The organism is Arthrobacter sp. HMSC08H08, from assembly GCF_001807575.1.
Classification (GTDB): Bacteria; Actinomycetota; Actinomycetes; order Actinomycetales; family Micrococcaceae; genus Pseudoglutamicibacter; species Pseudoglutamicibacter albus.
Genome location: NZ_KV789382.1, coordinates 67,610 through 82,743, shown reverse-complemented (window position 1 = coordinate 82,743; position 15,134 = coordinate 67,610). Strand labels below are relative to the sequence as shown.

The following is a 15,134-nucleotide window of genomic DNA, read 5'->3' as shown; positions in this document are numbered from 1 at the left end:
AAGGTGCATCTTGTCATACATCTTAGGCTACCCACTCGCTTTGCTAAGCCCCAGGGCTACCCTGTTTGGCTTCTAGCGTTACCACCTACCTCATGGGCTAGGCCGCCACTTTAGGCGACTGTGACGTGAGTTCCCTGGGCGGTGCCGCGGATCGCTGCCGCGACGTTGCCTTCGCCTTCCATGCCGAAAACGAACATTTCCAGGCCGTTGTCCTTACACATCGTCATCGCGGTCTGATCCATGACCCGGATGTTGCCGGCAAGGGCTTCGCTGTAAGTGAGTTTCTCGAACTTCTTAGCGTCAGGGTTGGTTTTCGGGTCCGCGGTGTAGACACCGTCGACACCGGATTTGGCCATCAAAACCTGGTCAGCGTGGACTTCAAGCGCCCGCTGGGCCGCGACCGTATCGGTTGAGAAGTATGGGAGGCCAGCACCTGCACCAAAGATCACGACGCGGTCTTTCTGCAGGTGGCGGATCGCGCGGCGTGGAATGTACTCTTCAGCGACCTGGGACATCGAAATGGCGGACTGGACGCGGGTCTCAACACCGGTCTGCTCAAGGAAGTCCTGAAGCGCCAGGCAGTTCATGACGGTTCCGAGCATCCCCATGTAGTCAGCACGGGAACGGTCCATACCGGATTCCGCGAGCTCAGCTCCGCGGAAGAAGTTGCCGCCGCCAACAACGATCGCTGTTTCTACCTCGCCTACGGTCGAGGCGATCTGTTCGGCGATGCGCCGCACGGTCGCCGGGTCCACGCCCAGCTTGCCGCCACCAAACACCTCTCCCGAGAGCTTCAATAGGACTCGCCGGCGCTGCTTGCTAGGGGTGTTCGACATCAAGGCTCCTTTAGGCGTTCAAGGTGGGTAGGCAATCGACCTTTATTTTCGCATACGCCGCCCGCCGCTATTCGAGGCGTGTCGGTTGCGTCACTCACGAGCCGTGACCCGTTGCGCTCCACGATGCGGCAGCCGGCTTTAAACGGTTGCGCCCGCACTCGTGACGAGTGCGGGCACACCTGGTGTCTATCGGAGCGTGAGGCCCCTACCAGCGTTGTTAGGCGCCAACGCGGAAACGTGCGAAGGCGACAGCCTTGGCACCAGCTGCATCCAGGACCTGCTGGATGGACTGCTTGGTGTCCTTAGCGAATGGCTGATCAACCAGGACCTTCTCCTTGAAGAAGCCGGTCATGCGGCCGTCGATGATCTTCGGCAGTGCCTGCTCTGGCTTACCCTCGGCGCGTGCGGTCTCTTCAGCGATGCGGCGCTCTTCAGCGACCAGGTCCTCGGGGACGTCCTCGCGGGTGAGGTAGACAGGAGCCATAGCTGCTGCGTGGACAGCCACGTCGTGAGCTGCGGTTTCAGCGGCTTCACCAGTGCCGTCGACTGCGAAGAGAACGCCAACCTGTGCAGGCAGGTCCTGCGAGGTCTTGTGCAGGTATGCCTTCACGAGTGGGCCTTCAACCTTTTCGATGCGGCGCAGCTGGATCTTCTCGCCCAGAACACCGCTGAGCTCCTCGATCTCCTCAGCGACAGTGTTCTCGCCGATCTTTGCGGCGAGCAAAGCGTCAACGTCAGCGACGTTGTTAGCTACTGCGGCATCGAGGGCCTTGTTTGCCAGCTCAACGAACTTCTCGTTCTTAGCGACGAAGTCAGTCTCAGCGTTGAGTTCGAGCATGTAGCCTGCACCGTCAACAACCTTTGCGGCCACGAGGCCTTCAGCGGTTGCGCGGCCTTCACGCTTGGATGCCTTGTTGAGGCCCTTCACGCGGATGATCTCGAGGGCCTTGGCGGTATCGCCGTCAGCCTCATCGAGAGCCTTCTTGACATCCATCATGCCGGCGCCGGTGCGCTCACGCAGTTCCTTGATGTCTGCGGTGGTGTAGTTCGCCATTCGAGTTATCCCCGTTCGTAGGAAGTTGTGATGGACGGAAAATTACTTGGACTCGGTAGCCGCCTGGCCACCGTCTTCTTCAGCCTTCTCAGCTGGAGCTTCCTCAGCCTGTGCGGTTGGGTTCTCACCCTCGAGGAGTTCGCGCTCCCACTCCGCCATTGGCTCTTCGGCTTCGCCCTTGTTACCGCCCTGGCGAGCCATGAGGCCCTCTGCGACGGCGTCTGCGACAACGCGGGTCAGCAGGGATACGGAGCGGATGGCGTCATCGTTACCTGGGATTGGGTACTGGACCTCATCTGGGTCGCAGTTGGTGTCGAGGATCGCGACAACTGGGATGCCCAGCTTGGTTGCCTCGTCGACTGCGAGGTGTTCCTTCTTGGTGTCGACAACCCACAGCATGGATGGGGTGCGGTTCATGTTGCGGATACCGCCGAGGTTTGCGCGCAGCTTGGTCAGCTCGCGCTCAAGCAGCAGCAGTTCCTTCTTGGTGTACTTCGAACCTGCTACGTCGTCGAAGTCGATCTCTTCGAGTTCCTTCATGCGGTTAACACGCTTGGAAACGGTAGCGAAGTTGGTGAGCATGCCGCCCAACCAGCGGTGGTTGACGTATGGCATGTTCACGCGCTGAGCCTGCTCAGCGATGGCTTCCTGGGCCTGCTTCTTAGTGCCGACGAACAGGATCGTGCCGCCGTGGGCTACGGTCTGCTTGATGAAGTCGTATGCACGGTCGATGTAGGACAGCGACTGCTGCAGGTCAATGATGTAGATGCCGTTGCGCTCGGTCATGATGAAGCGGCGCATCTTTGGGTTCCAGCGGCGGGTCTGGTGGCCGAAGTGGACACCGGAATCGAGCAACTGGCGCATGGTCACGACGGACATTGCGTTCTCCTTGTACGGGCACGGTGGCCCTGTTGTATTTGACGGTTATTGGCCAGGCATTGCGCCGGCCCCTAGTGAAAACGCACCGTTTGGTCGCTTCATCCGTTTCCAACATCGCACCAAGCCTGGACAGGTTTGGCTGTTGTTGGACCGTGGGATGGGCGTGCATGCCTGTGATGCGCATCGATGATGATGTATATCGGCGACATGCAGCGTCTTCACGCGAAGTCAGTTTCGGGCACACGAGATCGCACGCACAAAACTGCTATTCCAAGTCTACATCATGTTTTGGGGCTCTTCAGAGTTGAGTGTGGGGTGAGGCATCCAGCCCGCCAGTGATCATCAGCATGCGGAGTCGGATATCGGTCGACGCATGGCATACTGAGCGAATGCTTTCGGTTGCTACGCTTTTCGCCTTTGGAGTTGCGGTGACTCCGCTTGTGATCACTCCGGGCGCAAGCTTTACGTTGGTGAGTTCACGAGGGCTGGTGGGGGACAGGCGTGGTGCTTGGGCTGTGATCGTGGGGACGGCTGCCGGAATCATCAGCCATGGTGTGCTTGCGGGGCTGGGACTCGCCGGGGTGGTGGTGCGCTCCGCGGAGTTGTATCAGGTTCTGCGGCTGGTTGGCGCGATGTATCTGATCGGCCTTGGTGCGTGGCTGGTGTGGCGCTCGCGGCTCAGCCGCGCCCCGGCGGAGAGAGAGCATGCCCGAAGCGACTCCAAATCCGTTGCGCAGGAGATAGGGCAGGCGTACTTGGCGAACGTGCTCAACGTGAAGGCGGCCACCGTGTACCTCACGCTGGCGCCACAGTTCGTGCCGATGGACCTGATCGGAGTGACTTCGATGCTGATGCTCGCTCTGGTCCATGTCTGCGTGATGGCCGTCTGGCTTGGGCTCTGGTCAACGGGGCTCGCGAAGCTGTCCAGCGCCTTCAGCGTAGCGTCCTGGAAGCGGTGGATTGACGTCGGAGGCGGGACGATTCTCATTGTTCTTGGCATCCGTACAGCTGCCGCGCGCGGGGAGGTGTAGTAGGCCAAGGCGTTGTCGACGATGGTGTGAAGGCATCAAGCCGAGGTTTCTCGCCGCAGGTGGTGTGGGGCAAACGGTAGTCGAAGTGGTGCCTCCAGACCCTGATCGATTCTCTGCGGTCGGTCTCGAAAGCGTACGGGCGGCGTCGTGAAGGCATTCATCGGCACGTAGCCGCCGGTGCGTTCGATCCTCCCGCTATGGAGGGTCATGTGGATCTTGGTGGGAGCACCCCTCGTTCACGCCCGGGAAGCGCGCGGTGGCCGCTGTCGCGGAACTGCTCCGCCTCGCTGTTGATGCTGTTCAGCCGGCGCGGGGTCCTACTATCAGTCTTCCGATGAGTGTTGCAGTCTCTCGGACGCAAGCCGCGCATAGACGAGGGTGTCGGTCCACTCGCCCTTACTGAACCAGTCCTGGATGTGATGCGCTTCGAGCCGGAGTCCGACGCGGCGAGCGAGTGCTGCGGAAGCGCTGTTGCGGGCATCCATCTGCGCAGTGATGCGGTGGAGCCTGTAGTGGTCGAACCCGAGGGCAAGCACTGCCCGGACGGCTTCGCTGGCGAAGCCGTGCCCGCCGTATGACGGGTCGAGAACCCACCCGATCTCGGCCTGGCGGTGCTCGGGGTCGGTGAGTCACAGTGCCACGTCGCCGATCGGGACGCCGTGATGCTCGATGACAGGCCCTCCGCAACCTCCTCTCGGATCATCCGCCGTACGGACTCGGGGGTGTAGGTGGGCTCTGGCAGGTGGCCGAAGCGCCGCACGGCCTCATCCCTGGTACCTGCTGCATACGCTTCCGCGTCCAGCTCGGAGAGCTGGCGCAGACGAGTGTTCTCACAGGTGATCGGGAGGAGGGAGACATCCAGCATGCACCTAAGCTAACAGGGATCGGATAACTGGCTCTTCAGAGTTGAGTGTGGGGTGAGGCATCCAGCCCGCCAGTGGTCAACAGCATGCGGAGTCGGTAGTGCTCGAAGTTTCTGAAGCCGCGAGCGATGCGACGACCGAGCTCGATGAGCCCGTTGATGGCCTCGGTGCCGCCGTTGCTGGCACCGTCGGTGTCGAAGTACGCCAGGAACGCTGTCCTCCACCGGCGCAGCGTCTTTCCCAGCCTCGCGATCTCCGGGATCGGGCAGGACGGCAACGAGTTGATGAGCTTCTCGGCCAGACGCCGACCCTGGGCAGGGGTGGGCTGGTGGAACACGTCACGGACGTCTTGGGCGCACATGTAGGCGACCTCGACCGCGACGTGATCGGGGTGGGCTGCGAACGCTGTTTCCAGGCGGGTCTGCTGGCGGGCGGTGAGGCGTTCCTGCCCGGCCCGGAGGATGTGACGGATGCCGTAGAGCGGGTCGCCCGTACGGCCTCGGTGGCCGAGGGTCTCCTGCTGGACCCGACGGCGCGCGTCATCGACGGCGCTGGTGGCGAGCTTGACGATGTGGAACGCATCCAGCACGCAGGTGGCGTCCTCGAGCTGGTCATCGATCGCGTTCTTGTAGCCCTGGAACGGGTCGAGTGTGGCGATCTCGACCTGCTTGCGGAACCCTTCGCCGCATTCGTCGAGCCAGTCCCGGTAGGCGTTGCCGGATCGGCCGGGGACGAGGTCGAGCAGCCTGGCGGTGGGGTGGGGTCCGTGAGTCAGGTCCACCATCCCGGTGGGCTCCTTCGGACCGCGCCGTCTTGGGTTGCGGTGGTGCCAGACATGCTCGTCCACGCCCAGGATCTGCACGCCCTCGAAGCGGGATGGGTCGTTCGCGGCCGCGATCAGGACTGGTCGGATCTGGGACCAGAGGGTGTTCCAGGTCGTGCCGAGCTGGCGGGCCAGGCCCTGGATCGTCGCTCCCTCACGGCCGAGTTGTCCGATTGCCCAGCGGATCGCGCGCGTGCTCAGCAGCCCTCGCGCAGCGCAGACGTTGGGGTTCTGCTCGACGAAGGTGGCGACGTCGCAGAGGGGCTCGCGGCAGATCCAGCGGCGTTTGCGCCACCGGATCCTCACCGGCCTGCCTGCCCAGGGCGCGTCGATCATCGAGGTCACGATCCGGCCATGCCCTGTGGCGATGACTCCACAGCCGGGGCATCCGGCGACGGGATCGCAGGACTCCACCTCGAGTACCAGGCTCGTGGGGTCTTTCAGTACTGCGGTCAGATGGAGGTTGGGGAAGTCGAGGAGGAGATCGCATCGGCAGCAGCGGTTGAGCGTGTCGGAGCAGGCGCACGTAGAGTTGGGCATCGTCGAGGTCCTTGGTGTGAGCAGAGGTTAGAGTCCGCTCATCATCGGGGACCTCGACGTCTACCCCCTAGCACCCGTGCCCGATCGGCGTGCCCACACTCAACTCTGAAGAGCCTGTTTTGGCTTGCGTTTTCCACCGATCCACAGTCTCTTTTGCGTCGGCTGTCTATCCACAATTTCGCTCGCCGCTGCCCTTCCTCATCGATCCTGCAGTGGACTGTGAACCATGAAAACTCATAGCCCCTCCCCTGCTCGCAACCGCTTTTCGACTATCGTGCCCCTCCCCGGCACCGGCTTGCCTCGCACCGTGTTGTTATGCATGCTTGCCCTGATCTGCACGGTGGCTCTCACGGCGGCGAAACCGGTTCCGCCGGTCGGCCGTGAACCCACGGGCTCTGAATCCTGGGAAGACGTAGGGATGTTGCGTGGGTTCGAAGCCCCTGAGCATGTATGGAGTGCTGGAAGCCGCGGGGTCCAGTTGAAAGCTGCCGCCGGCGATGCGGTGGTTGCACCCGCCGACGGCGTGGTCAGCTTCGCTGGAAAAGTGGCAGGGCGGCCAGTGGTTGCGATCCAGTTACCTTCAGGCTGGCGTACAACCGTCGAACCTGTTGATGCATCGGTTCGCAAGGGCGACCGCGTTACTGCCGGCAAGCGCATCGGTACTGTCGCGGCGGGTGGCCCGTGTGATCAGCGATGTGTTCATTGGGGTTTAAAAACAGGCAGCGGGGCCAACGTCTTATACAGAGACCCCCGAACACTGCTCTCTGAACAGCCTTCGGTTTTGTGGCCGGATGCTGACACCCCGCCAGGATCCGGGCCCTAAAACTATGAGGGTCTAGACGTTAGCCCCGCTACTGTTGAGCGAATTCACGTTGGCGCGAGCTCGCTCACTTAGCTTGCGATACGTGGGTGCTCTTTCTCCCAGGTCTTCTCGAAGATCAGCTCGTCGTCGTTATATGCGAGCACATGGGAGTACGTGTAGATGTTCTCGGCATCACAGCTCATGCGTGTTGTCGCAAAAACCTTGGTGTCCCAGTCCATGTCTGGCCGGCGCATCCCCACGGTCCACACCGATTCGGTGCGTGCAGAGAGCGGATCGTCCTTATTGATCCAGTAGGTCTCAACCGTGTCTTCGTCATAGTGCAACCCATCCGGGTACACGCGCGTGCCGCCATAGGCGGGGTCCACCTGCAACACGGTTTCGTTGGCCACCACGTCTTGAGAGATCAGCCGTTCAGGGCGCGCCGCACCCGCTGCCCCTGTTTCGCCTGCCTGCGGATACTTCACATCCAACGGAACTAGCCGGACTGGATCATCGAAGCGCACCGAAGCATCCGCAGCGGCACGCTCTGCCGCGCCTTCGCCGTCGGTGGGTTCACGGACCGGCAGCACCAGCGCGCTCGCGGCAGGATCAATACTGAACCCTTCCCCGCCTGGCTGCGGCCAGACCCACGGCCAGTAGGCACTCGAGACAGCTACACGGAGCACGTGGCCGGCAGGGAAACGGTAGCCCACTCCCGTGATCGGGACCTCAACCTCAACCCACTCGCCTACCGGCATCGCTACGGCCTTATCGCGGCCTTCGCGGGCGCTGAAGTTCAGGTTGCCGCGGGTCACCAAGGTCGAGGAGCCGTCTTGAGCGACATCGTTGATGCGCACATACACTTGGCCGCGTTCGGTCGGTGATGAGACCCGTAGCTTGACCGAAGCGTTGCCGAGCACGTCGATGTCTTCTGTCACCGGGAAGTCGAATACAACTGACTTACCGTCATCGCTACGCTGGTCCACCGGCAAGTCAGCTGCGTTGCCGTACGGGAAGTAACGGCCGGCGTCTGCACCCACATCCTGTGGTGAGGCCACACGCACCTCAAGAGCGCCATCGCTGTTGGTGCTCTGTGCGGCGAACGGTGAAACATGCGCACCGTCCAGGCTCAGCTCGGTTGGTTTGATGTGCGGGCTAGGCCACTGCTTTTCTGCAACCCAGCGGCCCGGCATCTTGTCATAGGCGGAACGCGGCGGCACCGAATCGGTGATCCAGCCCCGGAATAGCGGAGTATCCATCGCGCCGTTGTCTTTGCCCTTGAGCCAATGATCCCACCAGCGCAGGGTCTCACCCAAGAAGTCGATGTGCGGGCCGGGGCGCAAGTCGCGGTCAGGATACTGATGCGCCCACGGGCCTACGATGCCGCGGACATTCTTACCGAGTGCGGACAGATGCTCGGTCAGCCGCAGGACGGTGTCACGGTATGGGTCATACCAGCCGCCCACCGCCATGACCGCGGCGTCAAGCGAGCTGTAGTCTTCGCACACAGATCCGTGTTTCCAGTAGTCGTCACGGACCTGGTGCCCAACCCACGTGTCGATGAACGGCTCGATGTTCTCAAGCCGGTACTTCCACTGATCGAGCCATTTCTCGCCCCACACCCGCTTATCAACCGGGCGGGATTCGAACGCGAGCATCGTTCCGGCCCACGCGTGCATGTCGATCCCAAGCATCGAGCCGCCGAAATAGTGCACGTCGTTGTCGTAGCGGTCATCAGTTGAGCACACTGTGACGATCGCTTTCAACGCTTCTGGCTGATAGCTCGCTAGCTGTAACGAGTTGAACCCGCCCCAGCTGATGCCGAACATACCGACCTTGCCCGTGCACCAGTCTTGCTTGGCGATCCACTCGATCACCTCAAGCCCGTCATTGTGCTCTTGCTGATCGTATTCATCCCCCGGTACGCCTTCACTGCTGCCGTGGCCGCGGATGTCCACGCGAATGGATGCGTAGCCGTGGCCTGCATAGAACGGGTGCCGTTCGTGATCGCGCGGGGCAGTCCAGTCTCCGTGGCGGTACGGCAGATATTCCAGGATCGCTGGAACCGGATCATCAGTTACAGGCATCCATGCTTTCATCCACAATCGTGTGCCATCGCTGAGAGGAATCCAGTCCTCAACGATCTCGACTTTAAACGGAAGGTCTTCAGGTTTCAGCATGTCCACTCCCTACCTCTAAGTTGTTGCTTCTACGCTGCGGATTTACGCGACTGCTTGGATGCGGCGGGTCATCCATGGGCTCACCAGAATGAGGAACACACCGTAAGCCACAATCAGCCCGCCTTGAATACCGAAGTAGGCGGCAGCGTTAGAGAAGTTATCGAAGTCGAACAGTTTCACAATCTGGGCCTGCAAGCCTTGAACCAGCGCCATCGCGGCGAACCAGACCGCCATCGTCTGGCTTGCGAATGCACGCGGGGCCAGCTTGGTGGTCGCGCTCATCCCGGAGGTCTGCAGGATCAGGTCGCCTAGGCCTAGGAAGATGTAGCAGCCGATGAGCCACGCGCTAGCCAGCAGACCCATCGCAGGGGTTACCGCGGCACCCATCGCAACGGTCAAGAACGCAAGCCCGCCGAGGATCGTACCGATACCGACCTTGGTTGCAACCGACGGTTGGCGCCGGCCCAGCTTGACCCACAGCCATGCCAGAACCGGCCCCATGATGATCTCGACGATCGCGGTCAGCGAGATGTACCACGTGGATGGGTACTCGAAGCCGAACGCGGTGTTATCGGTCTTGTTCAGCGCCAAGAAGTTCAGCGTGTTACCGGTCTGGAAGTAGGTGAGGTTGTAGGCGATCAGGGCGATCAGCAACAACACGTAGGGCCCGAGGTTGCGGCGTTCAACCGCGGTGACCTTCTTGGAGAAATACATCCACAGCAGAAACGCTGCCGGCACGATCATCGTGATGATGCTAACCGCGTTGACCACGTTATCTAATCCGTCAGTCGAGCGGGTCCCAAAGAAGATACCCACGGCGACAACCGCTACGGCAGCGGTCACGATGATCCAGAAGTTGGCATCCGGTTTGAACGCGGCACGCACGAGCACTTCGCGGCGCTTACCACCCAGGTTCCGACCCATCGCGATATAGAGGATGAGGCCGAGGACCATGCCCACCGCGGCCGATGCAAACCCGAGGTGCCAGTTGATGTTCTGACCCAGCCAGCCTGCAACGAGCGGGCCGAGGAACGCACCGATATTGATACCGGCGTAGTAGATCGCGAAACCGGAGTCACGGCGGGCATCGTCCTTACCGTAAAGCTCACCGACCTGGGTCGCGACGTTCGGCTTGAGCAGGCCCGTACCGAGGATGATCAACCCTAGGCCGATCCATGTGGTCACCTCGGCAGGCAGGCCCATGCAGATGTGGCCTGCCGCGATGATGATCGCGCCCCACAGGGTCGCCCGCCCTGTGCCCACGATACGGTCGGCAACCCACGCGCCAGCGATACCCAGCAGGTAGACCAAGGCACCATATGCCGCCACGATCGAGGATGCGGTGGACTCTTCGTAGCCGAGCCCTCCGTTGGCGATCGCATCAGCGAAATACAGAGCGAGGATCGCCTGGAAACCCAGATAAGAGAAACGCTCCCAAATCTCGAGGTTGAACAGCGCGAACAACCCCATGGGGTGGCCCATGAACCTGCGGTCCTGATGCACGTGCGCATCGTGTTCAGTAGCTTGGGCGAGCTTCTCTTGCGGAATCCGGTCTTCAGCGATCTGCACGCCGTCGATCAAGACCTCCCCCGGTGAGCCCTCTACCGGGATTGGGTCTTGAGTGAAGTCACCTTCTACCTGGCCCTGTTGTTCGTCTCTACTCATTTACATCTCACAATCGTTCCTCATTGGCACTGCCCCGCATTGTTGCCAGTCTCATGCATTGCTAACAATCGATGCTGATAGGCGCCACTACTTATCACTTTCAACGCTAGCGCCCTTACGTGAACAGTCAACAGAACATGTCAAAGATCTCCTTGAGGCTTCTCTGCGGCTCAAGACGGGTGCTCCATGTTCTGGCAGGCAACCTGGTATATAGCCGGTGCTGATCGCCGGCGTAGAATTAGGGGTATGTCCGTTCAGAAAATTGTGTTGTTCTACGTGTTTACTCCGCTGGCAGATCCAGAGGCTGTGCGTTTGTGGCAGTACACGCTGGCTGAAAGCTGCAACCTTAAAGGGCGCGTGATCATCTCGAAGGATGGCATCAACGCGACCCTCGGGGGCGATATCAGCGATGTTAAGAAATATGTGAAGAACACGCGCTCCTATGAGCCGTTCCGTTCTGCAGACATCAAGTGGTCGGATGGCTTGGGAGATGACTTCCCACGCCTGTCCGTCAAGGTTCGCCCTGAGCTGGTGACGTTCACGACCCCGAATGAGATCGAGGTGGACGCCAGCGGCGTGGTGGGTGGCGGCGAGCGCCTCAAGCCTGCGCAGTTGCATGAGCTTATGGATGCCCGCGGTGAGGATGTTGTTTTCTTCGATGGCCGCAACGCGATGGAGGCGGAGATCGGCCGTTTCCGCAACGCCGTAGTCCCGAACACTGATACAACCCGGGATTTCATCGAAGAGATCGAGTCCGGTAAATACGACGACCTTAAAGACAAGCCTGTCGTGACGTATTGCACGGGTGGGGTTCGTTGCGAAGTGCTGACGGTTCTCATGAAGAACCGTGGTTTCCAAGAGGTCTATCAGCTCGATGGCGGGATCGTCCGCTACGGCGAAGCCTACGGCAATGACGGCTACTGGGACGGATCGCTATATGTATTCGATAAGCGCATGCACATGGAGTTCGGTTCCGGCGCCGAAAGCCTCGGCTCCTGCATCGAGTGTGGCGAACGCACTCCGGTGTTCGTCAACTGTGTGCACCCATCGTGCCGCTCGCAGTTCTTGCGTTGCGAAGCCTGCACTGCCGCAGGCAAGCACCCTGAATGCCCAGAATGCATGAAGCAGGCGGCCACCGCCCCCGCAGCGCTGGCGACCAACTAGACAGCACCGGCTACCAACTAGGCTGCGCTGGCGACCACAACTAGGCCGAGGCTGCATAGCATTTAACCGCGATGGCGGGCTCACCACTAACGTGTGGTGAGCCCGCCATCGTTGTCATAACCTGGCGTCAGTAGCGCGCCGTACCGGCCTGCACTGGCCGAGGTTGTGACGTGTAGGGCGTGCGGGGCTTGAACCCGCGACCCAAGGATTATGAGTCCTTTGCTCTAACCAACTGAGCTAACGCCCCGTAGTGGCTGCTGGAAGCGGCCTAGCTACGAGAGATAAGCCTAACGGAAGCGTGCCTGTTGCGTGAAAAAGTATCCGGGGCGAGTCCAGCGCGCACGGTACACTCATGCCCGGCATCAGCTATTCGCGCCACGATGCGGTGCCCCGTGCTGTACCTAAAGAATCCTCACGGCACACTGAGGCACCTATGTTGAAACTGAGATGCAGCTGAGAGTTTCTCGCCTTGTTTGAGTTTCGGCTTCCTATTCGGGCTTTCACCTAAACTTTGTGGTGGACTAAGGGGACGTCATCACGGATGATTATGGTAATGCGCCAAAGAGAGGCCTCAATGTCGAAAGTTCCTGCGGCAGACGCAACACTTCGCGTCCTCTCCTACTTGGCGTCCCAACCTCGCCCCACAGCCGCAAGTCACATCAGCCGTGCCTTAGACATTCCACGTTCGAGCCTCTATGACCTCTTGCAGGCACTCGTTGCCCGGGGCTATGTGATCCACCATATGGAGGACCGCGCGTACGGCCTCGGCCCGTCGGCTCATGAGCTTTCCTCGGGCTATAACCGCCATGCACCCTTGGCACGCCTGGGTCGCCGCATCGTCGAAGCGCTTGTGGATCGGGTCGGCGAATCTGGGCACCTTTCGATTCTGCGCGGGCAGGAAACCGTGTACCTCGTTGAGGCTCGGGCGCAAAACCGCACGAGCCTCGTGACCGATGTGGGTGTGCGCCTCGATGCTTTGCGGACCGCGAGCGGCCGCGCGATCCTTGCGAAGCTACCGAATCAGCAGATCAACGCGCTTTTCCGCTCAGGCCCTGAACGCACGCGAGCGGCTATTGCCATCCGCATGACGCGCGAGCTCGGTTACGGCTGGGAGGACGGCCTGGTCAGCCCGGACTTCTGTTCGGCCGCCGTTCCGGTCCTGGATGCCTCCAAGTGGCCGATCGCCGCGATCGCTTTGACGTGGAAACGCGGCAAAGCGTCTCTGGATCAGCGCGTGCTTGACGACCGCGTTGAGGAGCTCTATGAAGCTGCAGCTACCCTGCAGCGGCGACTCGGGATCCTCGCACCCAAGATCGCTCACCAGCCAAACGAGATCATCGAGCAAGAAGGGGTGACGGTCCTCTCGCCCGAATTAGCCGCAAATATAGACGACAGCTCGGTCAGGTCACACATCATCACCGAGGCATAAACCGCCCCTCCAACCTCGCTTTGTCCGGTATCTCGGACGCGCCTCGCGTGATCACGCGGTTTTTAGTGCGTTGAGACCATTTTCATGATGAGCTATCTCCAGGCCATAAACCCGGCTTCAACATAAGGAGACCATCATGAGCTTTGCCCACTTGACCTCCCCCGGCCACGAACCACGCGAGGTTCGTGCACCCCGCGGAACCGAGCTCACTGCCCGCTCGTGGCAGACAGAAGCGCCTCTGCGCATGCTCATGAACAACCTCGACCCAGAAGTTGCAGAACGCCCTGATGACCTCGTGGTCTACGGCGGCACAGGCCGGGCGGCACGCTCGTGGGAGGCTTACGACGCCATCGTGGATTCGCTCAAAGAGCTCGCCGATGACGAGACGCTGCTGGTTCAGTCGGGCAAACCAGTTGGCATCATCCGCACCAACGTGTGGTCCCCGCGCGTGCTGATCGCTAACTCGAACCTCGTGGGCGACTGGGCCAACTGGCCAGAATTCCGCAAACTCGAAGACGAAGGCCTCATGATGTATGGCCAGATGACCGCGGGTTCCTGGATCTATATTGCAACCCAGGGTATTTTGCAGGGCACGTTTGAGACGTTCGCCGCGGTTGCCAAGAAGCGTTTCAACGGAACCCTGAAAGGCACCATCACGCTGACTGCGGGTTGCGGCGGAATGGGTGGAGCTCAGCCGCTCGCCGTGACGCTCAATGGCGGTGTTGCACTCGTGGTCGATGTGGACCGCAACCGTCTTGAACGCCGCCGTTCCAAGCGCTACCTGGATGAGATCGCAGATGACCTGGATGCCGCGGTAGCGCGCGCTCAGCAGGCCGTTGAGGCTGGCGAGGCCGTCTCGATTGGGATCGAAGGCAACGCGGCAGCGGTGTTCCCTGAGCTTTTACGCCGGCACAAGGCCGGTGAGCTGAGAATCGATGTTGTCACCGACCAGACTTCGGCCCACGATCCGTTGTCGTATCTACCTGCGGAGATTGCTCTTGATGACTGGGACCGCGAAGCCGAGGCCGATCCGGTGGGCTTCACTAAGAAGGCACGCGAATCGATGGCCGCCCACGTTGAGGCGATGGTTGGTTTCCAGGATGCCGGTGCCGAGGTTTTCGATTACGGCAACAGCATCCGCGACGAGGCCCGTCACGCAGGTTTCGAGCGCGCATTCGACTTCCCTGGCTTCGTTCCGGCCTATATTCGCCCGCTGTTCTGCGAAGGTTTGGGTCCGTTCCGTTGGGTTGCGCTCTCGGGCGACCCTGAGGATATCCGTGTGACCGATGAGGCGCTCAAGGAACTGTTCCCTGAGAACGAGCACCTGCATCGTTGGCTGGATGCCGCCGCTGAACACGTCGAGTTCGAAGGCTTGCCAGCCCGTATCTGCTGGCTGGGTTACGGCGAGCGCCACCAGGCCGGACTGTTGTTCAACCGTCTGGTTGCCGAAGGTAAGGTCACCGCGCCGATCGTGATTGGCCGTGACCACCTCGATTCCGGTTCCGTGGCCTCTCCGTATCGGGAGACGGAGTCGATGCTGGATGGTTCGGATGCGATCGCTGACTGGCCTCTGTTGAACGCGCTGACCGCGGCCAGCTCGGGCGCAACCTGGGTTTCGCTGCATCACGGCGGTGGCGTGGGCATGGGACGCTCGATCCACGCTGGCCAAGTGGGTGTCGCTGACGGTACCGAGCTTGCGGCGGCCAAGCTCACGGCGCTACTGACCAATGACCCTGCGATGGGTGTTTTCCGGCACGTGGATGCCGGCTATTCGCGCGCCGTTGAGGTTGCCGATGAGCGCGGTGTGCGTGTGCCGATGAACCCACGCGTGCGGGACTAGGCAGCATCTGCGAATACTCACATCAGCT

12 protein-coding genes and 1 tRNA gene are annotated in these 15,134 nt (G+C 61.0%); 5 read left to right on the top strand and 8 right to left on the bottom strand.

The genetic code is table 11. The features are described 5' to 3' along the window. Positions 1–110: 110 nt before the first annotated feature. The 3 genes from pyrH to rpsB form a co-directional block, all read right to left on the bottom strand. Positions 111–836, bottom strand: coding sequence for a UMP kinase (gene pyrH, locus HMPREF3175_RS03585; protein ID WP_035756906.1), 726 nt, complete (start codon positions 834–836; stop codon positions 111–113). Positions 837–1,053: 217 nt separating this feature from the next. Beyond that, a complete protein-coding gene (gene tsf, locus HMPREF3175_RS03580) occupies positions 1,054–1,890 on the bottom strand; it encodes a translation elongation factor Ts (protein ID WP_070490705.1) in 837 nt (278 codons plus the stop codon). A gap of 42 nt (positions 1,891–1,932) precedes the next feature. After that, complete coding sequence (gene rpsB, locus HMPREF3175_RS03575) at positions 1,933–2,769, bottom strand: 30S ribosomal protein S2 (RefSeq protein ID WP_035756896.1); 837 nt, start codon at positions 2,767–2,769, stop codon at positions 1,933–1,935. A 389-nt stretch (positions 2,770–3,158) separates the two neighbouring features. On the opposite strand from rpsB, the gene HMPREF3175_RS03570 reads away from it, so the two are divergent. Beyond that, a complete protein-coding gene (locus tag HMPREF3175_RS03570; protein WP_035756893.1) occupies positions 3,159–3,800 on the top strand; it encodes a LysE family translocator in 642 nt (213 codons plus the stop codon). Between the two features lie 323 nt (positions 3,801–4,123). On the opposite strand, the gene HMPREF3175_RS10455 is transcribed toward HMPREF3175_RS03570, so the two are convergent. Together HMPREF3175_RS10455 and HMPREF3175_RS03560 are read right to left on the bottom strand one after the other, a co-directional pair. Then, positions 4,124–4,399, bottom strand: a complete 276-nt coding sequence (locus tag HMPREF3175_RS10455) for a GNAT family N-acetyltransferase (protein ID WP_232219312.1) — start codon at positions 4,397–4,399, stop codon at positions 4,124–4,126. Between the two features lie 301 nt (positions 4,400–4,700). Next, positions 4,701–6,026, bottom strand: coding sequence for an ISL3 family transposase (locus HMPREF3175_RS03560; protein WP_141739871.1), 1,326 nt, complete (start codon positions 6,024–6,026; stop codon positions 4,701–4,703). A gap of 319 nt (positions 6,027–6,345) precedes the next feature. Between HMPREF3175_RS03560 and HMPREF3175_RS03555 the strand changes: the two genes are divergently transcribed. Then, positions 6,346–6,849: a M23 family metallopeptidase gene (locus HMPREF3175_RS03555; protein ID WP_070490753.1), complete on the top strand. Its 504-nt coding sequence runs from the start codon at positions 6,346–6,348 to the stop codon at positions 6,847–6,849. A 68-nt stretch (positions 6,850–6,917) separates the two neighbouring features. On the opposite strand, the gene HMPREF3175_RS03550 is transcribed toward HMPREF3175_RS03555, so the two are convergent. Both HMPREF3175_RS03550 and HMPREF3175_RS03545 read right to left on the bottom strand, forming a co-directional pair. Continuing rightward, entirely contained in the window at positions 6,918–9,008 is a 2,091-nt protein-coding gene (locus HMPREF3175_RS03550; RefSeq protein WP_070490752.1) for a CocE/NonD family hydrolase, read from the bottom strand. Positions 9,009–9,050: 42 nt separating this feature from the next. Beyond that, positions 9,051–10,673, bottom strand: coding sequence for a peptide MFS transporter (locus tag HMPREF3175_RS03545; RefSeq protein ID WP_083285537.1), 1,623 nt, complete (start codon positions 10,671–10,673; stop codon positions 9,051–9,053). Between the two features lie 246 nt (positions 10,674–10,919). Here HMPREF3175_RS03545 and HMPREF3175_RS03540 point away from each other — a divergent pair, with 246 nt between their 5' ends. Then, on the top strand, positions 10,920–11,837 hold the full coding sequence (locus tag HMPREF3175_RS03540; RefSeq protein WP_070490704.1) for an oxygen-dependent tRNA uridine(34) hydroxylase TrhO: 918 nt from the start codon (positions 10,920–10,922) through the stop codon (positions 11,835–11,837). Between the two features lie 173 nt (positions 11,838–12,010). Here HMPREF3175_RS03540 and HMPREF3175_RS03535 read toward each other — a convergent pair. After that, positions 12,011–12,084 (bottom strand) — tRNA-Ile (locus HMPREF3175_RS03535). A 327-nt stretch (positions 12,085–12,411) separates the two neighbouring features. Between HMPREF3175_RS03535 and HMPREF3175_RS03530 the strand changes: the two genes are divergently transcribed. Both HMPREF3175_RS03530 and hutU read left to right on the top strand, forming a co-directional pair. Then, on the top strand, positions 12,412–13,266 hold the full coding sequence (locus tag HMPREF3175_RS03530; RefSeq protein WP_070490703.1) for an IclR family transcriptional regulator: 855 nt from the start codon (positions 12,412–12,414) through the stop codon (positions 13,264–13,266). Between the two features lie 136 nt (positions 13,267–13,402). After that, positions 13,403–15,106 (top strand): urocanate hydratase, encoded by a 1,704-nt coding sequence (gene hutU / locus HMPREF3175_RS03525; RefSeq protein ID WP_070490702.1) that lies wholly within the window; start codon positions 13,403–13,405, stop codon positions 15,104–15,106. The last annotated feature ends 28 nt before the right edge of the window (positions 15,107–15,134 follow it).